The sequence below is a fragment of the Rhodoferax sp. OV413 genome (assembly GCF_900104385.1).
Lineage (GTDB): Bacteria > Pseudomonadota > Gammaproteobacteria > Burkholderiales > Burkholderiaceae_C > Rhodoferax_B.
On the sequence record NZ_FNJA01000005.1, the window covers coordinates 43,100 to 63,255 of the forward strand.

At 64.4% G+C, this 20,156-nt stretch carries 20 protein-coding genes; 14 read left to right on the plus strand and 6 right to left on the minus strand.

Annotation, left to right across the window (positions count from 1 at the left end; genetic code table 11):
- Positions 1-23 precede the first annotated feature (23 nt).
- Entirely contained in the window at positions 24-599 is a 576-nt protein-coding gene (locus BLT66_RS16995; protein WP_092759282.1) for a TetR/AcrR family transcriptional regulator, read from the plus strand.
- The gene (locus BLT66_RS17000) at positions 596-937 is read left to right on the plus strand and encodes an SMR family transporter (RefSeq protein ID WP_092759284.1); all 342 of its coding nucleotides are present in this window, start codon (positions 596-598) and stop codon (positions 935-937) included. The genes BLT66_RS16995 and BLT66_RS17000 overlap by 4 nt, the downstream gene beginning before the upstream one ends.
- A gap of 57 nt (positions 938-994) precedes the next feature.
- Here BLT66_RS17000 and BLT66_RS17005 read toward each other — a convergent pair whose 3' ends face one another.
- On the minus strand, positions 995-2,185 hold the full coding sequence (locus BLT66_RS17005) for a LysR family transcriptional regulator (protein ID WP_092759286.1): 1,191 nt from the start codon (positions 2,183-2,185) through the stop codon (positions 995-997).
- A gap of 208 nt (positions 2,186-2,393) precedes the next feature.
- Here BLT66_RS17005 and BLT66_RS17010 point away from each other — a divergent pair, with 208 nt between their 5' ends.
- Entirely contained in the window at positions 2,394-3,290 is an 897-nt protein-coding gene (locus BLT66_RS17010; protein ID WP_092759288.1) for a DUF1932 domain-containing protein, read from the plus strand.
- A 48-nt stretch (positions 3,291-3,338) separates the two neighbouring features.
- Entirely contained in the window at positions 3,339-4,337 is a 999-nt protein-coding gene (locus tag BLT66_RS17015; protein WP_092759290.1) for a Bug family tripartite tricarboxylate transporter substrate binding protein, read from the plus strand.
- Between the two features lie 130 nt (positions 4,338-4,467).
- Here the strand turns inward: BLT66_RS17015 and BLT66_RS26820 are convergent, their stop codons facing one another.
- Together BLT66_RS26820 and BLT66_RS17025 are read right to left on the minus strand one after the other, a co-directional pair.
- Positions 4,468-4,812 (minus strand): hypothetical protein, encoded by a 345-nt coding sequence (locus BLT66_RS26820; RefSeq protein ID WP_176955077.1) that lies wholly within the window; start codon positions 4,810-4,812, stop codon positions 4,468-4,470.
- Positions 4,796-5,122: a hypothetical protein gene (locus tag BLT66_RS17025; protein WP_255406970.1), complete on the minus strand. Its 327-nt coding sequence runs from the start codon at positions 5,120-5,122 to the stop codon at positions 4,796-4,798. The genes BLT66_RS26820 and BLT66_RS17025 overlap by 17 nt, the downstream gene beginning before the upstream one ends.
- A 132-nt stretch (positions 5,123-5,254) precedes the next feature.
- Between BLT66_RS17025 and BLT66_RS17030 the strand changes: the two genes are divergently transcribed.
- Positions 5,255-5,737, plus strand: coding sequence for a low molecular weight protein-tyrosine-phosphatase (locus BLT66_RS17030; protein ID WP_092759895.1), 483 nt, complete (start codon positions 5,255-5,257; stop codon positions 5,735-5,737).
- On the opposite strand, the gene BLT66_RS17035 is transcribed toward BLT66_RS17030, so the two are convergent.
- Together BLT66_RS17035 and BLT66_RS17040 are read right to left on the minus strand one after the other, a co-directional pair.
- Positions 5,730-6,851, minus strand: a complete 1,122-nt coding sequence (locus tag BLT66_RS17035; protein ID WP_092759296.1) for a sigma-54 interaction domain-containing protein — start codon at positions 6,849-6,851, stop codon at positions 5,730-5,732. The two genes, BLT66_RS17030 and BLT66_RS17035, sit on opposite strands and share 8 nt — an antisense overlap.
- Positions 6,848-8,071, minus strand: coding sequence for an acyl-CoA dehydrogenase family protein (locus BLT66_RS17040; RefSeq protein WP_369821610.1), 1,224 nt, complete (start codon positions 8,069-8,071; stop codon positions 6,848-6,850). The genes BLT66_RS17035 and BLT66_RS17040 overlap by 4 nt, the downstream gene beginning before the upstream one ends.
- Positions 8,072-8,347: 276 nt before the next feature.
- Between BLT66_RS17040 and ssuD the strand changes: the two genes are divergently transcribed.
- The 9 genes from ssuD to BLT66_RS17085 all read left to right on the plus strand — a co-directional run bounded on the left by ssuD (position 8,348) and on the right by BLT66_RS17085 (position 19,639).
- Positions 8,348-9,520 carry an FMNH2-dependent alkanesulfonate monooxygenase gene (gene ssuD, locus BLT66_RS17045; protein ID WP_092759300.1) on the plus strand — a complete coding sequence of 391 codons (1,173 nt, stop codon included), beginning with the start codon at positions 8,348-8,350 and terminating at the stop codon, positions 9,518-9,520.
- Complete coding sequence (locus BLT66_RS17050; protein ID WP_092759302.1) at positions 9,517-10,722, plus strand: acyl-CoA dehydrogenase family protein; 1,206 nt, start codon at positions 9,517-9,519, stop codon at positions 10,720-10,722. Before ssuD ends, BLT66_RS17050 begins: the two co-directional genes overlap by 4 nt.
- 258 nt (positions 10,723-10,980) lie before the next feature.
- Complete coding sequence (locus tag BLT66_RS17055; protein ID WP_092759897.1) at positions 10,981-12,348, plus strand: ABC transporter substrate-binding protein; 1,368 nt, start codon at positions 10,981-10,983, stop codon at positions 12,346-12,348.
- Positions 12,349-12,352: 4 nt separating this feature from the next.
- Positions 12,353-13,249 carry a carbohydrate ABC transporter permease gene (locus BLT66_RS17060; protein ID WP_092759304.1) on the plus strand — a complete coding sequence of 299 codons (897 nt, stop codon included), beginning with the start codon at positions 12,353-12,355 and terminating at the stop codon, positions 13,247-13,249.
- A 32-nt stretch (positions 13,250-13,281) separates the two neighbouring features.
- Positions 13,282-14,169 carry a carbohydrate ABC transporter permease gene (locus BLT66_RS17065; RefSeq protein ID WP_218922623.1) on the plus strand — a complete coding sequence of 296 codons (888 nt, stop codon included), beginning with the start codon at positions 13,282-13,284 and terminating at the stop codon, positions 14,167-14,169.
- Between the two features lie 6 nt (positions 14,170-14,175).
- Positions 14,176-15,303 carry an ABC transporter ATP-binding protein gene (locus BLT66_RS17070; RefSeq protein WP_092759306.1) on the plus strand — a complete coding sequence of 376 codons (1,128 nt, stop codon included), beginning with the start codon at positions 14,176-14,178 and terminating at the stop codon, positions 15,301-15,303.
- A gap of 353 nt (positions 15,304-15,656) precedes the next feature.
- A complete protein-coding gene (locus BLT66_RS17075) occupies positions 15,657-16,922 on the plus strand; it encodes an acyl-CoA dehydrogenase family protein (protein ID WP_092759308.1) in 1,266 nt (421 codons plus the stop codon).
- 26 nt (positions 16,923-16,948) lie between these two features.
- Positions 16,949-18,202, plus strand: a complete 1,254-nt coding sequence (locus tag BLT66_RS17080) for an SfnB family sulfur acquisition oxidoreductase (protein ID WP_092759310.1) — start codon at positions 16,949-16,951, stop codon at positions 18,200-18,202.
- Positions 18,203-18,205: 3 nt separating this feature from the next.
- Positions 18,206-19,639, plus strand: coding sequence for an LLM class flavin-dependent oxidoreductase (locus BLT66_RS17085; RefSeq protein ID WP_092759312.1), 1,434 nt, complete (start codon positions 18,206-18,208; stop codon positions 19,637-19,639).
- 113 nt (positions 19,640-19,752) lie between these two features.
- On the opposite strand, the gene BLT66_RS17090 is transcribed toward BLT66_RS17085, so the two are convergent.
- Positions 19,753-20,127 (minus strand): nuclear transport factor 2 family protein, encoded by a 375-nt coding sequence (locus BLT66_RS17090; protein ID WP_092759314.1) that lies wholly within the window; start codon positions 20,125-20,127, stop codon positions 19,753-19,755.
- Between the last annotated feature and the right edge of the window lie 29 nt (positions 20,128-20,156).

A 20,156-nucleotide genomic window follows, 5' to 3' on the forward strand; every position in this document is an offset into this window, starting at 1 on the left:
CATTCCATCCAGATGGTTTCTTTATGACATTAGCCCACCAACGACAAAAACAGCCCGAACTGGTCCGCAGCCAATTGCTGGCCGTCATGCGGGAGCTGCTGGTGCTTGAAGGTTCGCAGGCGCTGACCCTGGACGCCGTCTCCAAGCGCGCAGGCGTCACCAAAGGCGGTCTCCAGCATCACTTTCGCAGCAAGCAGGCCTTGCTGAATGCGCTGTGCGACCAGCTTTTTGAAGAATTTGAAGAGCGCTACGAACACGCGCTCAGCATCGAGGACGAAGCCCCGGGCCGGCATGCCCGGGCCTACATACGCACCTGCTTTGACAGCGGTGGCGATTGCAAGCAGGTGGAAACACAGCGGGCCATCGCCCTGCTCGCCTTGAGCTTGCCCGAGTGCCGCGAGCGCTGGAACACCATGATGCGGCTGGCTCTGAGCCAGGATGGATCTACCCCAGAGGTCGCCAATCTGCTGCTGGTCTGCCGCTTGGCGGCCGACGGCTTCTGGTTCGCCCAAATGCTGGATGCCTACGACCTGGACGAGCCACGCAAGGCCAGCATTCTTCTTGTACTTTTACGTTTATGTGACGAGGCGGTGAAATGAACCTGACCACAAGCTATCTGCTGCTGGGCATCGCGATCCTGGCGGAAGTATCTGGAACCACGGCCCTCAAGGCGTCTGATGGATTTACACGCCTGGTACCCAGTCTGGTGACGGTGGTGGCGTACGCAGCATCCTTTTATGTGCTGTCGCTGACACTCAAGACCCTGCCTATCGGGATTGCCTACGCCATCTGGTCGGGTGCGGGCATCGTGCTGATTTCGACTGTGAGCTGGATCTACTACGGCCAGCGCTTGGACCTTCCGGCCATGCTGGGCCTGGGCCTGATCATCGCCGGTGTACTGGTGGTGAATCTGTTCTCCAAGAGCATGACGCACTGACACCCGACTGGGGCTTCGCCAAAGCCTGCAGCTGCAGGCCCGCCTCGACAACGACGCTCACGCGGCTGGCGAGCACTCCCGTATCGCCGCCAACAAAGCCAATGCCGCCACCGACAAATGGGCACCAGCCCGCGTGGTGACGCCGATATGGCGCTGCAAGCCCTCCATCGGGAACCGTAGCACGCACAGCTGGCCGGCGTCCACTTCGTAGCGCAACTGGTGGGTGGACAAGACCGTCAGCATCGGTCCCTGCAACAGCAGGCCCCGCACCATTGCCAGATCGCCGGTTTCCACCGCGGGGATCGGCGCAGCTTCGCCATGCGCCGCAAAGAAGGTGTCCAGCGATTCGCGCAAGGGCGTGCCGGAGCGTGACAGCACCCACGGGAACTCCCGCAGATCCTGGAACCGGATGCGGCGGCGCCGATTCAACGGGTGATGGGCAGAAGCCATCAGACCCAGCCGATCCGCAAACAAGGGTTCGCTGGTCAGCGCCTTGTCGACCAAAGGACGCAACGCGCCCAGGATGAAATCCACCTTGCCGCTCAGCAGTCCGGCGCACAGCTGCTCGTAAGGGCTTTCGACAGACCGCACCTGCAAGCGGGGGTGCTTCGCCAGCAAGCTGCTGATGGCGCATGGCAGCACATGGGTGCGGACCAGCGGCAATGTTCCGACAGTAATAACACCTTCCATATCGCCCCTGGCCGCCGCCACATCGTCTTCGAGATAGCGCAGTTCGGCCAGTACCCGGTCGAAACGGCGTACCCATCGGGCGCCTGCATCGGTCGGCATCAGGCCGCGTGCGGTGCGCAGAAAGAGCTTGTGCCCCAGTGCGCTCTCCAGCCGGGCCACCGCCGTGCTGACGGCCGGCTGTGAAACCCCCAGGTGCCGCCCCACCGTCGGCATGTGGTGGACTTCGGCCAGCAGGGAAACGGCCAGCAGGCGTTTTTCGTCGTAGAGAGCATCGACCGCCGCAGCAGTCAAAGAGTCTCGTCCCGCCGTGGCCTCGTCCAACACAGTGCCCAGTTCCTGCTCGATACGCAGGAAGCGCTGGTGGGCCAGCTCCCCCATCGGGGTCAACAGCATGCCCCGCCCCTTGCGCTCAAACAGCGCCGTGCCCAGCGAAGCCTCGAGCAGCCCCACCGACCGGCTGACGGCGGACGCAGCACGCAGCAGAGGTTCAGCGGAAGGACGGATGCCCCCCAGACGCACGACGGCGCCAAGGGTCCGGAGCTTGTGCAAGGAAAGCATGGATCACAGCGTCAAAAAAAGCGCCATCGTGCCATGCTTTTTGATTCACCCCATCATCCGATTCGAACAGTGCCACGGCGATAAAGCAACCTTGGATGGGACAAGGCTGCACACAATGCCATCCAGCGACTGGGACAGCAACAGCACCATTCCGCTGGGATAGGCATTGATAAAACGCAACTTTTATCCCTACAACAAGGAGACAGGCATGGACACGGTTCTCGGCATCATCGGCTACGGCGAGGTGGGCGGCATTTTTGGCCGCGGCTTGCGCGGCAAACCCGGAGTGGCATCGGTCCACGCTTGGGATCTGAAGTTCGCCGGTACCTCGGGCGCGCAGGCACGCGCAGCCGCGCAGGCGCACGGCATGCAAGTCGCAAGCGACATGGCGGCCCTGTGTGCGAGCAGCAACTTTCTGGTGTCGGCAGTGACGGCATCGAACACCTGGGCGGTCGCGGAGGAAGCCGCGCGCCATGTGCGTCCGGGCACGGTGTTTCTGGATCTGAATTCCGCTTCGCCCGGCACCAAGCTGCGTGCGGCCCAAGCGCTGGAGGCGGCAGGCGCGCAATATGTGGAAGCCGGTGTGATGACCTCGGTACCGCCCTATGGCATCCGCGTGCCTATGCTGCTGGGTGGCGAACACGCTGCAACCCTGGCACCCCAGCTTACGGCCTGGGGCATGGATGCGAAGGCGGTGTCGGACAAGCTCGGCATCGCCTCGGCCATCAAGATGAGCCGCAGCATCATGATCAAGGGCCTGGAAGCCCTGGTTGTGGAAAGCTATACCAACGCCCGCCGCTATGGCGTCGAAGACCATGTGCTACCCACGCTGAAAGAAACCTTTCCCCAGGTCGACTGGGAGGTGCAAGGCGCCTACTTCTTCAGCCGGGTTGTGCAGCATGGCAAACGCCGGGCCGAGGAGATGCGCGAATCGGCCCTGACCGTAGAAGAAGGCGGCTTCGCTCCCGTGATGGCCAGTGCCATCGCCGAGAAGCAGGATTGGGTGGCCGGACTGGCACGCGAAGGTGTATTCGACGGCATCGCCGACAAAGCCCCTTGGCAAGCCTATGCAGACCGGCTTATCGCCCACGCAGGCAAGGCCTGATACCTACAAGCGCCACTCTTCCCCGTAAAAATCCAAGGAGACAAGCATATGAAAACCCTCAATACCTCGGCGTCCCGCCGCCACTTCAATTTGGCGCTGCTGGCCTCCGCATTCCCGCTGTCCGCTGCGGCGCAGTCGACCGCAAGCAGTTTCCCCAACAAGCTGATCCGCATGGTGGTGCCTTTCACGCCCGGCGGTTCGACCGACATCCTCGGCCGCACCATAGGCCAGCAGCTGACCCAGGCCTGGGGCCAGTCGGTGGTCATAGACAACGTGCCCGGCGCCGGGGGCAGCATAGGCGCGGACAAGGTCGCCAAAGCGCCAGCCGACGGCTACACCTTGTTGATGGGCCATATCGGAACGCTGGCGGTGACGCCGTCGCTGTATCCGCGCCTGCCCTATGACCCGATCAAGAGCTTCGCCGCGGTAGCCTGGGTCGCGCGGGTGCCCAACGTGCTGGTGGTACACCCCTCGCTGCCGGTGAAGACAGTGCAGGAGCTGGTTGCCTATGCCAAGGCCAACCCAGGGAAGATCAACTACGGATCGGGCGGCAACGGCAGCGCAGCGCACATCGCCACCGAATACTTCAAGCTGCAGACAGGTACCCAGATGCAGCACGTGCCGTACAAAGGGACCGCACCCGCGGTGACCGACCTGGTAGCCGGGCAGATCCAGCTGATGTTCACCGGCGTACCGGCAGTGATGGGCCAGGTCAAGGCCGGGCAGCTGAGGGCGTTGGCGGTGTCGTCGCCGAACCGCGTCAAGGCGGTGCCCGACTTGCCCACGGTCGCTGCCAGCGGCTACCCAGGCTTTGAAGCCGACCAGTGGTACGGGGTAGTGGCACCCGCCGGAACCCCACCCGACATCATCGCCAAGCTGAACCAGCAGATCAACCAGGCACTGGCCTCGCCAGAAATCGGCAACCGTCTGGCCAGCGAAGGTGCCGAGGCCATGCCTAGCCCGCCCAAGGTATTTGCCGACCTGATCGTCAGCGAACTCTCGCGCTGGCGCACGGTGATCGAAAAAGGCGGCGTCAAGGTGGAGTGAAGCTTGCGCGCAGTGGCCCAGACGGGCTAAGCCCACATTGTCAGGAATTTAGAACAAAACCGACGTCCAGCGCTTATTACATAAGCGCAAGCAGCTATCGTTTAAATAGCAAATGAAGATAAGGACGAACCTACCAAAGAGCAGAGTCGCGCATGCCAATCAGCCGTTTGCGCTCTTGGCGTTTCCGGTAGCGCAACACCAGGCCGGCGATAAGCCACGCGAAGCCGCCACACAGCAAGTCCTCCCAAAGGCTGAGATTGCGCCCCAACCAGAGCGGCGCCACAGCGAACGCACCTGCGGCAGCAAGCACAGCGGTAAAAGACATCAGGGCTATGTTCAACATGGGGTTCGGAATTTGGTATTTCGAAGCTAGCAATTGCTCTCCATCCAAACAGCCGCGGCCTTTCAAAGTTTCAGAAGATTGTGGGTCAACCGCCGCCCTAAAAGCTAGAGGATGCTCACGAAACGCGAACATCGAACCAGGCCTCGGGCAGATCGCCCAGGCCTTGCAGGCCTGCCGTACGTGCCGTGTTGCAGGCCAGATGCCATTGGCTTACCAGCCGACGGGCTTCGTCGGTGAGCTCGGACACATCGCCATCGTCCGCCAGGCGCTCTACCGCCTTGAGTGCATGCACAACATCCTCTGGCGGGCCGATACGCCGCTCAAGCGCCTTGCAGTAGCGCGCCTCCGCGGCAACCCGCTCTTTGGTGGGTAGGTCGGGATAGTCGGTAAGAGTGACGGTGTACAGGGTTTCGATCAGGGCTTCCATACGGGTTCCTTGCATGCGGGGATTTACAAAATACTGTATTAATATACAGCATTAAACCCCGTACGCATACCTGTGGGAGCGACTTCTGCTACCGTGGGTTGGGCTCGATCCGGGCCGCCACTTTCGCACCTCTCACACTATCGGATGATGAAAACCTTCTCTGTTTTGTTTGTCTGCATGGGCAACATTTGCCGCAGCCCAACCGCCCATGGCGTGTTCCAGCACAAGGTGAGCGCGCTCGGCCTGGGCCAGCAGATCCAGGTGGATTCTGCCGGCACCCACAACTACCATCCGAACAGTCCACCGGACACCCGTTCGCAAGCACATGCATCCCGGCGCGGCTACGACCTGTCGCGCCTGCGGGCCCGCCAGATGCTGGACGCGGACTTTGAAGCCCACGACCTGATCCTGGTGATGGACTGGGACAACCTGGCCTTGGCACAAAGCGAAAGCCCGTCCCGCCACCACGCCAAGATCCGGCGTTTGACCGAGTTCTGCGAGCGCCACAACAGCCCGGTGGTGCCAGACCCTTATTACGGCGGCGACCGCGGGTTTGAGGAGGTACTGGACCTGGTCGAAGATGCCTGCGACGGTCTGCTCAAATATGTGCGGCGCCAGTTGGCTACTTGAGTGCGGAAATCTCCCGGCTTTTGATCAAGCGGGCGCGCAAGATATTGCGGCTGATTCCCAACAGCTTGGCGGCCTGCACCTGGTTGCGGTGGCAAAACTCGAATGCCGCGCGCATCACGGTGTCTTCGATCTGTTCGAACAGATCGTCATGGGATTTGTTGAACAAGCCGTGTAGTGCCGCCTCCAGCGCCTGCTGTGGTGTGCCCTGGGGCGCTTCGCTCTCTGCGGGGCGACGCTGGATCTGCATCGACGACAGATGCAGGTCGTCCGCACCCAAAACACCATGTTGGCAAATCAACAACGCATGGTGGATCACGTTTTCCAGTTCGCGGATATTGCCGGGCCAACTGTGCTCGCCCAGCTTGCGTTCGGCCTGCGCATCCAGCCGCACCGGACCATAGCCGAGTCGGCCGCGGTATTCCTCGATGAAATGGCGCGCCAGCGGCAGGATGTCGCCGGGCCTATCGCGTAGCGTGGGCAGCGCCAGTTGCACCACATGCAGGCGGTAGAACAAGTCTTCACGGAAATGGCCAGCGGCCACCGCGTCCTGCAGCCGCACATTGGTGGCCGCCACCACGCGCACGTCGATGGGCACGCTTTTGCGCGAGCCCAGCCGCACCACTTCACGCTCCTGCAGCACCCGCAGCAACTTGACCTGGATGGACAGCGGCAAGTCCCCAATCTCGTCCAGAAACAAGGTGCCGCCATTGGCCGCTTCAAACCAGCCGGTCTTGGCCGCAAAGGCGCCGGTGAACGCGCCTTTCTCGTGGCCAAACAACTCGCTCTCCACCAGCGTCTCGGAGAAAGCCCCGCAGTTGACCGCTACGAACGGGCGGCTCCGGCGCTGGCTCAGGTCGTGCACATGGCGGGCGATCAACTCCTTGCCAGTGCCCGTCTCGCCGATGATCAACACGCTGGCATCGCTGGGCGCCACCATGCGGATGCGCTCCAGCAAGGCCACCGAGCGCGGGTCTTCAAATACCTGGGCGGTCGCGCGGATGGAGGTGGTCAGCTTGCGCGGGTCGGGCAAGGTCAGCAGTTGCGGCGGCTCCCACAGCCGATCTGCGGGCTCAAAGACATCCGGTGTGTGCAGGTAGCTGGACTGTATGTTCATGAGTAAAAGCTCGGTACGGGATATTGCTGTTTCAACGCCCACTCGCCGATCTCGCGCAGCTTGTAGGCCACCGGGTCGTGCAGACTATGGGTGCGCAGGTTGCGCCAGTGGCGGTCCAGCCGCAGACCACCATGGGTGGCGCGGGCACCCGCCACATCGAACATGCGGGTACAGATATCCAGCCCGGTATGGGTGGCGGCCACCTTGGCTGTGGCGACCGCCAGCGCCGTCTCGCCGCGTTCTTTTTCGGTCAACGCCGCACCCCGCAGCCAGGCTGTATCCAGGCGCTCGGCTGCGCGGTCGGCCAACACGCGCACACCCTCCAGGCCCACCCAGAAGTCACCGTAGTGGCCCAGCACATAGGGATCGTCTGTCATCTGCGCCACCTTGGCCGCGTGCCAGGGCCGGGCTTCATGCAAGGTGTAGTAGCGGGCGTCGTTGAAGGCCGCTTCGGCAATCCCCAGGTAGACATTGGCCAGCACCAGCTGCGACACCAAAGGCCGCAGACAGGCAAACGGTGTGGACAAGGGCCCGGGGTCGACCAGCAGTTCATGGTGCTCCACGCGCACTTTTTCAAACGTCACGCTGCCGCTGTCAGTCTGGCGCTGGCCCATATTGTTCCAGTCGGGCGATACCGAAATGCCCGAACGGCCGGTGGGCAGCGCCGCAACCAGTAAAGCCCCGGTATCGGCTTCACGGGCGGAAGCGATCAGCATCTCGGAATCCAGCGCGCCCGAACAAAAACTCTTTTGCCCGGTGAACTCGCGCCAGGGACCGTGCACGGTCGACAGGGTTCTGTCGTCCAGCGGATTCAGCGCATTGCCCCAGAACCAGCGCCGGCGCGCGGTCTGCTCAAACCAGGGCTGCCACTGCTGCGGCTGGGCGAACAGGCGCACTGTGGCCAGCATCAAATGGTGGAAGCCGAACACATGTGCCAGCGAACTATCAGCCTGGGCCAGCAGCCGCACCACCTCCAGGGTTTCGCGCCAGTTGGCCCCCATGCCGCCGAACTCGGCCGGAATGCTCAAGGCCAGCAGGCCGCTGCTGCGCAAGGCATCGCGCTCGGCCTTGGGCGTGCCGCCACGCTCGTCCCGCTCCGCAGCCGTGGCAGCAAAAATGGCTGCCAGCTGCTGGGCAACTTGCTGCGGCGATGCTGGCTGCGCAGCAGCCGCGTCGGCATCCAGAACAGGCGGGGTGGCTTCCATCAAAACAGTACTCACGTGCGTAACCTTGGGTTGCTGCGTATCCAGCAGATTCTGCGGGTTTCGGGCGCAAGACCAAGCACGCAATTCAGATATGCATAGGCGAAATGCGTCTGTAGCAGCAACCCAGCCTTTATCCTGCGTAGACGCCAGCAATGCTGGTGATGGACTGCTGCTGTAGCAGCAGAAAAACACATCGACGGCCACGCCACCCAGGGGATGCCGCACTGGCATGCTTACTGCTGATCCATGGCATCAGCTTTCACGTTAGCGACATCTCTACAAAGGCCTGCCATGCAGATTTTCTGGTTTCTTCCCACGCACGGCGACAGCCGCTACCTGGGCACTTCGCGCGGTGCGCGCACCGTCAGCCACCACTATCTGCGGCAGGTGGCGCAGGCGGCGGATGAGCTGGGCTACGAGGGCGTGTTGATCCCCACGGGCCGGTCCTGTGAGGATTCCTGGGTGGTCGCGTCGTCGCTGGCCGCGTGGACCGAACGGCTCAAGTTCCTGGTGGCGATCCGCCCCGGCATCATCTCGCCCACGGTGTCGGCGCGCCAGGCGGCCACTCTGGACCGCTTCTCCAATGGGCGCCTGCTGATCAACGTGGTGACCGGTGGCGACCCGGACGAACAGCATGGCGACGGCAGCTTTCTGACCCATGCCGAGCGCTACGAAGTCACCGATGAATTCCTGCGCATCTGGCGCGGTGTGGCCGCCGGCGAAACCGTCAATTTCAGCGGCAAGCACCTGCGCGTGGAGAACGCCAAAACCTTGTATCCCCCGGTGCAGAAGCCGTATCCGCCGCTGTGGTTTGGTGGCTCGTCCGACGCAGCAATTGCCCTGGCCGGCGAGCAGGTGGATGTGTACCTCACCTGGGGCGAACCGCCCGCCGATGTGGCCGACAAAATCGCCAAAGCCCGGGCCGCCGCCGCCGTGCATGGGCGCACGCTGCGCTTCGGCATCCGCCTGCATGTGATCGTGCGCGAGACCAGCGAGGCAGCCTGGCGTGCGGCCGACGAACTGATCTCCTTCGTCACCGACGACACCATTGCAGCTGCGCAAAAAGCCTTCTCGCGTTTCGACTCGGTAGGCCAGCAACGTATGGCCGCCCTGCACGGCGGACGCCGCGACAACCTGGAGGTATCGCCCAACCTCTGGGCCGGTGTCGGCCTGGTACGCGGCGGTGCCGGCACGGCGCTGGTGGGCAATCCGCAGGAGGTGGCGGCCCGCATCCAGGAATACGCGGCGCTGGGCGTCGATACCTTCATCTTCTCGGGCTATCCGCATCTGGAGGAGTCGTACCGTGTCGCGGAATTGCTGTTCCCGCTGCTGCCCCTGGAGAATGCCCGCCCACCCGGCACGGCCAACATCACCGGCCCGTTTGGCGAGGTGATTGCCAACGACATCGTGCCCCCGGCCGCCCGCGCACCGCATGCAGCCGCGCGCGAGGAGACCGCTGCATGAAGCATTTCCAGTCGGAGACCGGAGAAGGCGAGGGTGAGGCCCGCCTGCCTTGGCAGGACAGCGTGGAGTCCGTCACCCAGGCGCTGGCCGCCACCGCCGTGGCCCGCGACCAACGCGGTGGCACCGCCAAGGCCGAGCGCGATGCCATCCGCGCCAGCGGCCTGCTGGGCCTGAGCGTGCCCACCGCACTCGGCGGACTGGGCGCCAGCTGGCAACAGACGCTGGAGGTGGTGCGCGGCTTTGCGCGGGTCGATAGCGCGCTGGCCCATCTGTTCGCCTTCCACCACCTGCTGCTGGCCACCACGCAACTGTTTGGCCGCCCGGCGCAGTGGCAGCCATGGATAGAGCAAACCCTGGCGCAGCGCTGGTTCTGGGGCAATGCACTGAACCCGCTGGACAAATCCACCCATGCGCTGCAGCAGGCCGATGGCAGCTACACCTTCACCGGACGCAAGAGCTTTTGCTCGGGTGCCAGCGACTCCGACATGCTGCTGGCCTCGGCCCTGGACGTGCATGGCCGCCTGCTGATCAGCGTGGTGCCCACCGCCCGCGCAGGCATCCGCGTGCTGAACGACTGGGACAATATGGGCCAGCGGCAAACCGACAGCGGCAGCGTCATCTTCGACCAGGTGGCGGTGGCCGCAGATGAGTTGCTGACCGACCCCGGCCCGCTGTCCACGCCCTACGCCTGCCTGCGCCCCTTGCTGGCACAGCTGATCCTGGCCCACATCTACCAGGGTCTGGGCGAAGGCGCACTGGCCGAGGCCCGCCAATTCACCTTGCAGCAAGGCCGCCCATGGATGGCCTCCGGCGCGGCGTCAGCCCAGCAAGACCCGTACATCCTAGGCCATTACGGCGACTTCTGGCTGGCACTGGAAGGCTCGCGCCTGCTGCTGCAAAACGCCGCAGCCGCCTTCGACCAAGCCTGGGCCAGCGGCACGGCGCTCACCGAGGTCGAGCGCGGCGCCGTCGCCATTGCCGTGGCCGCCGCCAAGGTGGCCACCACCCGCGCCAGCCTGGATGTCGTGCACAGGATGTTCGAAGTCACCGGCGCCCGCGCCACCACGGCTGCACTGCGGCTGGACCGCTATTGGCGCAATCTGCGCGTGCACACCTTGCACGATCCGGTGGACTACAAACTGCGCGAGCTGGGCGACTGGGCGCTGAACGAAACCCTTCCCCATCCCAGCTTCTATTCCTGACCCATCCACCCCCTTGCCGGCCCCGCGGGCCCACAGCGAAAGCTGTGGGCCCGCTTTGGCTTTGGCGGGCTGCTTGTTTGGCAGCAATCTGTTTGCAACATGCTGCAGGCACAGCAAACAGTAAATCTCCCGGATACGTAAGCTCTTGATTCATAAAGACAAGTGGACTGGCACGCCATTCGCATATATGCAACGCACCGCAAATTTACCGCGGCTTCTATGCAGACGGCATATCAACATCAACCCAGCGAGATCACCATGGCTCCATTCGATGCATCCCCCTTCAACCGCCGTCGCTTCCTGGGCACGGCATCCGCCCTGGGCGCAGCGGGCATGCTGGCCGCCTGCGGCAAAGAGCCTGCTGCACCCACACCGGCTGCGTCCGCACCAGCCCCCGCCGCCAGCACGGACACCAAGAAATACGCGGGCCAGTCGTTGAACCTCTTGTTCAACCAGCCCCACGCCGTGGCCGGCAAGCTGCTGGCCGAAGACTTCGAGGCCTTGACCGGCGCCAAGATCAACATCACTCCCGTGCCTTACGACCAGCTGCATGCGCAGGCCACGCTGGACGTGCAGTCGGGTGCCAACCAGTTCGATGTGATCGATTATTTCTACCATACGCTGGGCGCGCTGGTGTCCGACAAAGTGGTGGTAGACGTGACCGACTGGATAGCACGCGACCAGGCGCAGATCGAGCCCGCCGACTTCCTACCCTCGCTGTACGACACCTACACCTTGCGCAACGGCCGCCGCTGGGGCCTGCCCTACGACGGCGATACCCATGTGCTGTTCTACAACACGGAAATCTTTGCCCGCCACCAACTGAGCGCACCCAAAACCTGGGAAGACTATTACCAGGCTGCCAAGCTGATCACCCAGAAGGAATCGGCCAACGGCATCTACGGTGCCGCGGTGCAGGGCTTCAAGATCCCGGTGATCGTGGGCTCGTCCTACGCCAACCGGCTGGCCGGCTTTGGCGGCAGCTTCTTCACCGCCGATGGCAAGCCCGCGCTTACCAGCCCAGAAGCCATCGCCGCCGCCGAAGAGCTGCTGCGCATCGTGCCCTACGCCCTGCCCACCCCGGCCGAGACCGCGTTCGAACACGCGTTGCCCGCCTTCCTGTCCGGCAAGGCCGCGATGATCGACTTTTGGACCGATCTGGGCGTCACCGCGCAAGACCCGCAGTCGTCGCAGATCGTAGACAAATGGGCGCTGGTGGCCTTGCCCGTGGGCGGTAAAAACACCACGCCGCGGGCCGCCCTGAATGCCGGCTTCGGCCTGGGCATCACCACTGGCACCAAGAAGACCGAGCTGGCCTGGGAATTCATCAAATGGGCGACCAGCAAGGATGTTTCGCTCAAGCAGGACGTGCTGCCCGGCAGCGGCATCGACCCGAACCGCAGCTCGGTGCTCAACAGCCCGGTGTATGGCAAGGCCGCGCCTGCGCTGCAGGCCGAAATCCAGGCCACCATCGGCAGCGCCCTGGCCTGGCCGCTGCAAGCCCAAAGTCCGCAGCTGATGGACGCGCTAACCGAGCAACTGGCCTTGATCGTGTCCGGCAAGAAGAAGCCGCGTGATGCGCTGGCTGCCGCCCAGGCCCGCTGGGAACAGCTGCTGAGCGCATAGACCTATGGCCGCGCTGCGCCTTCCCCAACGGCTGGCGCGCAGCGCGCCGCTGTGGATGTTGACCCCCGGCAGCTTTGGGCTGCTGGTGGTGTCCATCGTGCCCGCGCTGTACACGCTGGCGCTGGCCTTCACGCATTCCACATTGGGCCAGCCGCTGGCGGCGTGGAACGGCGCAGCTAACTTCCAGGCACTGTGGCGCGACAGCACGTTTGCCCCCACCCTGCTGCGCACTGTGCTCTACGCCCTGCCGGCCAGCTTCAGCCAGCTCAGCCTGGGCCTGCTGATTGCCCTGCTGCTGCAGGCGCTGCGGCAGGGCCAGTTCGTGCGCAGCCTGGTACTGCTGCCGCTGATGACGCCGCCGGTGCTGGTGGGCGTGGCCTGGAAGCTGCTGCTGGCGCCGGCGGGCGGCTTACTCAACGGCACGCTGCTGCGCCTGGGCGTGCTGAGTGAGCCCGTGTCGCTGCTCGGCTCGGACACCTGGGCCTTGCCGGCCGTGATGCTGGCCGATACCTGGCAGTGGCTGCCCTTCGTGGTGATTCTGTGCTTTGCCGCGCTGCAAACCCTGCCGGCCGACGTTTTTGAAGCCGCCGCGCTGGACGGCGCCACCCCGCGCGGCACCTTCCTGAAGATCACCCTGCCGCTGCTGGCCCCTGCGCTGCTGGGCATCTTTTTGCTGCGAGTGGTGATGTCGCTCAAAACCTTCGACCTGGTCTACATACTCACCGCCGGTGGCCCCGGCAGCGCCACCACGCTGGCCAGCTACGAGGTGTGGAAGACCGGCCTGCAGAACTTCAACATCGGCGCGGCCGCGGCCCAGACCCTGGTGTTCTCGCTGGCGGTAGCCGCCGTCACCTGGCCGATCCTCAAAGCCCTGCAATGGGTGGAACGCCGCACCGGCTGAAGCCGGCCCAGACACCCGTTATCGGAGCCCCCATGTCCTACCTGCCCAACCCACCTACTTCGCCGCTGCCGCTATGGCATTTGCCGCTGCGCCTGCACAAGCTGCGCTTCCCCATGCCGCCGCTGCGCGCCTGGCTATGGGCGGCGATGGCGGCGGTGCTGGTGTTCTTCATGTTGCCCATCGCCTTCCTGGCCGCCACCTCGTTCAAGACGCGGGACGAAGTGCTGTCGGGCCAGTTCCTGCCGCTGCACCCCACGCTGGCCAACTGGAGCAAGGTGTTCGAGATCGCCCCTCTGCATCTCCACCTGTTGAATTCGCTGGCCGTGGCTGTGCTCAGCGTGGCCATCACCCTGGCCATCGCCGTGCCCGCGGTCTACGCCGTGGTCAAGCTGCAGCGCGGCCGCTGGCTGGCCGGGGCGCTGCTGTCCAGCTACGTGGCGCCGCCGGTGGTGGCCCTGCTGCCGCTGTTCTTTCTGCTGCGCTGGCTGGGCCTGAACAACAGCCTGGTCGGCCTGGGCCTGGTGCACGGGCTGGTGAACGTGCCGGTGGCCTTCTGGCTGCTGCGCAGCTTTTTCAAGCAGATACCGCTGGCGCTGGACGAGGCCGCCTGGCTGGACGGCGTGGGCTACTGGAAGACCCTGTGGCGCATCAACCTGCCCCTGCTGTGGCCCGGCCTGGTGTCCACCGCGCTGGTCTGCCTGATCCTGTCTTACAACGAATTCCTGCTGGCATCGGTGCTGAACAGCCGGCCCGACCTGCGCAGCATTACTGTGGCCATCTCGCTGTTCCAGGGCGAGCGCATCGTCAACTTCGGCCAGATGGCCGCCGCATCCCTGGTCGGCATTGCGCCGGTCTACCTGCTGGCCCTGGCTTTCCAGAAAAACCTGATCGGCGGACTCAGCGCCAGCGCTGGTCGTTAGAAACCTATGGCAAACATCCACATCACCGGCCTGCACAAGGCCTATGGCGACACTGCCGTGCTGCACGGCATCGACCTGCAAATCCACGAGGGCGAGTTCGTCGTGCTGGTCGGCCCGTCTGGCTGCGGCAAGTCCACCCTGCTGCGCGCGCTGGCCGGGCTGGAGCCTACCGACGGCGGCAGCATCGCCTTCGACGGCCAGCGGGTCGACCACCTGCCGCCCCAGCAGCGCAAGCTGGCCATGGTGTTCCAAAGCTATGCGCTGTACCCGCACATGACGGTGCGCAACAACATGGCCTTCGGCCTGCGCGAGCAACGCGCTCCGGAAGCGCAAATCCGGGCACGCATCGCCAAAGCCGCCGCCGTGCTGCACCTGGACGACTACCTGGAGCGCTACCCGCGCCAGCTCTCCGGCGGCCAGCGCCAGCGCGTGGCCATGGGCCGGGCCATGGTGCGCGAGCCGGTGGCTTTTCTGTTCGACGAACCGCTGTCCAACCTGGATGCCCAGCTGCGCGTGCAAATGCGCGCCGAGATCCGCGGCCTGCAGCGCCAGCTGGGCACCACCACCGTCTACGTAACCCACGACCAGGAAGAAGCCATGACCATGGCCGACCGCATCGTGGTGCTGCGCGCGGGCCGCATCGAGCAAATTGGCGCGCCGCTGGAGCTGTACGACCACCCCGCCAACGCCTTCGTCGCCCGCTTCATCGGCTCGCCGCCAATGAACCTGATCCACGCGCGCTGGAGCCCCCCGGCCCTGACGCTAGGCCCCGGCGTGCACCTGCCCGCACCCCCGGGCAGCGTGGGGCCGGACGGCGCCCTCGTACACCTGGGCGTGCGGCCCGAACACCTGCTGCTGTGGACCGGTGACACCCCCTTGCCCGCCGACGCACCCCGCCTGCGCCTGCGGGTGCACAGCCTGGACCATCTGGGTGCGGCGACCGAGCTGTATGGCACGGTGGTGGGCGCAGAAGACCAGGGCCCGTGGCTGGCCCGGCTGCATGGCCGCTACTTCGCGCAGGCGGGGGACGAGGTCACGCTGACCTGGGACGCGCAGCGCGCCCACCTGTTTGATGCCGGCACCGGGCTGCGCTGGGCCGCAGCAGCACGCTCTTCAAAATTACAAGCTTTTTAGGCCTCTAGCGCAGGCAGTGCCTGCGCAGGCCGCTATCAAATTAGGAATTTGGCCAGCAACCACCTAGCGGCTAGGTCGCCTGGCGCTGGAGCGCTGAACACTCCTGTTTTCATAGCTTCTGGCGCAACCTCCCTCTGCGCTGGCGGCCTGTTTTTCTTGAAAGTGATAGGTATGCGTGCCGTAGCTGCTGCCCTTGCAGCACCCCAGCCGCAGCCTGCTGCAAACACAGCAGACCAGCCGCCACATAGAACGCCTAAGCCCTTGATTTAAAAGACAAAAATATTGGCACAGGATTCGCATATAGCCAACATGCCGTTAATCGTTTGCGGCTTGTAATCAAAAGGCATATCAGCATGGATCGCACACCACAGGTTTTTGCCCACCCCAGCGTTCACGACGCACTGCCCAGCGCCAGCGATCACCCGCTGCTGGCCGCCAGGTTCGCCCCCATCTTCCAGCGCATAGCAGATACCGCACTGGAGCGCGAGCGCCAGCGCATCCTGCCGACCGAGCCCATCACCTGGCTCAAGCAGGCCGGCTTTGGCGCGGTGCGGGTGCCGCTGGAGCACGGCGGCGGCGGGGCCAGCATTCCCCAGCTGTTCCAGCTGCTGATCAGCCTGTCCGAGGCCGACTCCAACGTCACCCAGGCGCTGCGCGGGCATTTCGCGTTTGTGGAAGACCGGCTGAACGCGCCGGCCGGCCCCGAGCGGGACGTGTGGTTCCAGCGGTTTGTAGCGGGCGAGCTGGTTGGCAATGCCTGGTCGGAAGTGGGTGCCGTGGCGATAGGTGACGTGATCACCAAGATCTCGCAGAAGGACGGCGCCTGGGTGGCCAACGGCCGCAAGTTCTACAGCACCGGCAGCATCTTTGCCGACTGGATCGACCTGTACGCCCGCCGCGCCGACAACAACGCCGATGTGATCGCCGCCGTGCGCACCCACCAGCCCGGCGTGCAGCAGCAGGACGACTGGGACGGCTTTGGCCAACGCACCACCGGCAGCGGCACCTCGGTGTACCAGGACGCACAGATTGACGCAGAAAACATCTTCCCGTTCGAGACCCGCTTCAAGTACCAGACGGCCTTCTACCAGCTGTTCCACCTGGCCACGCTGGCCGGCATAGGGCGCGCCATCGAGCGCGACGTGGCCCAGCAGGTGCGGGATCGCCAGCGCGTTTACAGCAATGGCAATGCATCGCACGTCAGCCAGGACGCGCAGATCCAGCAGGTGGTGGGCCAAATCTCGGCCCTGGTCTATGCGGCCGAAGCCACGGCCCTGCGTGCCACCCTGCCCGCCCAGCGCGCCTTTGAGGCCCGGGTGCAAGGCCAGGACGAAGCCACCGAGCGCCAGGCCAATGTCGACGCCGAGGTCGCGTCCGCCCAGGGCCAGATCGTGGTGTCCGAGCTGGTGCTGCGCGCCGGCACCGACCTGTTCAACGCGCTCGGCGCATCCGCCGCCAGCACCAGCAAGGCATTGGACCGCCACTGGCGCAACGCCCGCGTGGTGGCATCGCACAACCCCATCGTCTACAAGTCGCGCATCGTGGGCGACTGGCGCATCAACGGCACCGAGCCGCCGTATGTCTGGCAGATCGGCAACGGCCCAGGCCGCAAGGTTTGAAGCTTTTTCATCTTCAAGGAATCACCATGAGCACTGCCACCCTCGACCGCCCCCGCGTCAACTCTACAGCGCCGTTTGCCGCCCGCCCCCGGCCCAGCCAACCGGCCCACGTGATCCGCGACGACGCCGAAGCCATCACCGTGGCGCACCGCCTGGCTGCCGAGTTCCGCACCGAATCCGCACTGCGCGACCGCGAAGGCTTGCTACCACTTTCAGAGCTGGACGCGTACTCGCAAAGCGGGCTGTGGGGCATTAACGTGCCCAAGGCCTATGGCGGCGCGGGCGTGTCCTACGCCACGCTGGCGCAGGTGATACGCATCCTGGCCGAGGGCGATTCCAGCCTGGCCCAGATCACGCAGAACCACCTGGCTCTGGTCGCCCACATCGGACTGGACGCTACGCCGGCACAGCAGGCCGAGCTGTTCGGCCTGGTGCTGCAGGGCATACGCTTCGGCAACGCGTTCTCGGAAAAAAACAGCAAGAATGTGGCCGCGTTCGAAACCACCTTCAAGATCGAGGGCGACACCGCTGTAGTGAACGGCCAGAAGTTCTACACCACCGGTGCGCTGCTCGCGCACATCGTGCCCATCGTTACGGTGGACCCGCTGGAGGGCAAGGGCTACCTGGCCTTTGCCGACCGCAACGCCGACGGCCTGACGGTGCTGAACGACTGGTCCAGCTTTGGCCAGCGCACCACGGCCTCGGGCTCGATCCAGATCGTGGACGTGCGCGTGCCGCTGAGCCGGCTAGTGCCCGTGGCGGCATTCGACCGGCCCACGGCAGCCGGCGCGATTTCGCAAATCATCCAGGCCGCGATTGACGGCGGCATCGCCGCCGGTGCGATTGCCGAGACCATCGCCTTCGTCAAAAACCGCAGCCGCCCATGGATAGACAGCGGCAAGGAAACCGCCGCCGAAGACCCGTTCACCATCAGTGCCATCGGCGACCTGACTCTGCGCCTGCATGCCGCCGAGGCCCTGCTGGAGCGCGCCGGCCGTGCCATCGACCTGGCCTTGGCCGAGCCCAACGAGGCCACGGTGAACGCCGCCACCCTGGCCACCGCCGAAGCCAAAGTGCTGACCACCGAAGCCGCCATTGCCGCCACCAACAAACTGTTCGAACTGGCCGGCACCCGCTCCACCCTGGCCGAGCACAACCTGGACCGCCACTGGCGAAACGCCCGCGTGCACACCCTGCACGACCCGGTGCGCTGGAAGTACTACCACCTGGGCAACTACCACCTGAACGGTGTGCACGCTCCGCGCCACGCCTGGAGCTAAGCCATGGGTAGACAGATACGCTTCAACGCGTTCGAAATGAACTGCGTGGCCCACCAGTCCCCCGGGCTGTGGGCGCACCCACGCGACCGGTCCTGGGAATACAAGGACCTGCGCTACTGGACCGACCTGGCCAAGACGCTGGAGAAGGGCTTCTTCGACGGCATCTTCATCGCCGACGTGATCGGCTACTACGACGTCTACAAGGGCAGCAACTACCACGCGCTGCAACAGGGCGCGCAGATCCCGGTGAACGACCCGCTGCAACTGGCCGCGCCCATCGCCATGGTGACCGAGCACCTGGGCATAGGCATTACCGCGTCCACATCGTTTGAGCACCCCTACACCTTTGCGCGCCGCCTCTCCACCGCCGACCACCACACCCAAGGCCGGCTGGGCTGGAACATCGTTACCTCCTACCTGGAGAGCGGCGCCAAGAACATCAGCCAAGGCGGCCTGCGCCGCCACGACAACCGCTACGAGGTGGCCAACGAATACGTGGAGGTGCTGTACAAACTACTGGAAGGCAGCTGGGAGGCCGACGCCGTGGTGCGCGACCGCGCCAAGGGCATCTTCGCTCACCCCGAAAAGATCCACGAAATCGCCCACAAGGGCAAGTACTTCGATGTGCCCGGCTACCACCTGAGCGAGCCCTCGCCCCAGCGCACACCGGTGCTGTACCAGGCCGGCGCCTCCGGCCCCGGCAAGAGCTTTGCGGCCCAGCACGCCGAATGCGTGTTCGTCACCGCGCCCACGCAGAACGTGCTGAAAAACTATGTGCGTGATGTGCGCGAGCAGGCAGCCATCGCCGGGCGCGACCCGCGCAAGCTGCTGGTCTACAACCTGGTGACGGTAATCGTGGACGAGACCGACGCCAAGGCCCAGGCCAAGTTCGAGGAATACCAGCGCTACGCGTCCTACGACGGCGCGTTGGTCTTCATGTCCGGCTGGACCGGCATCGATTTCGGCCAATACGCGCCCACCGAGCTGGTACGCAAGGTGGACACCAACGCCATCCTGTCGGCCGTGGAAGTGCTGGCCGGCGGCGACCGCTCCTGGACCATCGAAGAACTGGCGAAGTGGGGCGGCGTGGGCGGCCTCGGCCCGGTGTTCGTGGGCTCGGCCGCCACCGTGGCCGACATCCTGCAGCAGTGGGTCGAGGCCACCGACATCGACGGCTTCAATCTCGCCTACGCCATTGCGCATGAGACCTTTGAAGACGTCGTCACCCACCTGGTGCCCGAACTGCAGCGCCGCGGCGTCTACCCCACGGCCTACAAGCCCGGCACGCTGCGCGAGAAGCTGTTTGGCGACGGCCCCCTGCTGCCCGCCAGCCACCCGGCGCACCAGTACCGCGATATTGAGAAGGTGAAGAGAGAAGTGGGGCAAAGAAGCGCGCCGGGGGCCACTGAGGCAGAGCGGGAGACTGCACTGTCTTAAGCTGGCAACCTGGTGTTTGCTTCGTTTTTATAGCTGCCAGCGCAGGAATCTTCTGCGCTGGCAGCTATTTTTTTATGTAGAAATTGCTAGACCACGTTGTGCGGGATCAAGCCTTACCAAGCCTCTGCAGCTGGCGTTCCCTGGTGGTAGCGCAGCTGCCAATGGCCATCTACCTGCATCCAAAGGGATGAACGCAGCGTGTGATTCTCCAGACCACCGTTTTGTTGGCGGTGCGCAGAGCGATAAGTGAGCAATGCCACACCGGCCGCCAGCTCATACACCGAGAAGTCACTTGAAACCACAGGCGGAGAAGTATGCTGCTCTCCCAGGAAGCGAAGAACCGTTGCACGATCGTATTCACGTCCTGAGCGCCCCACTTCGGAGAAGTCTCTGTGCAGTAACTGCTCCAAGCGAACGGCTCCACAGGGAACTCCTGGGTGGTGTAGCTCGACCTCTAGTGCTTGAATGGTTGGAAGGAGGGAGTTCATAACGGTTTCACTTATGCTGATTTATGTTT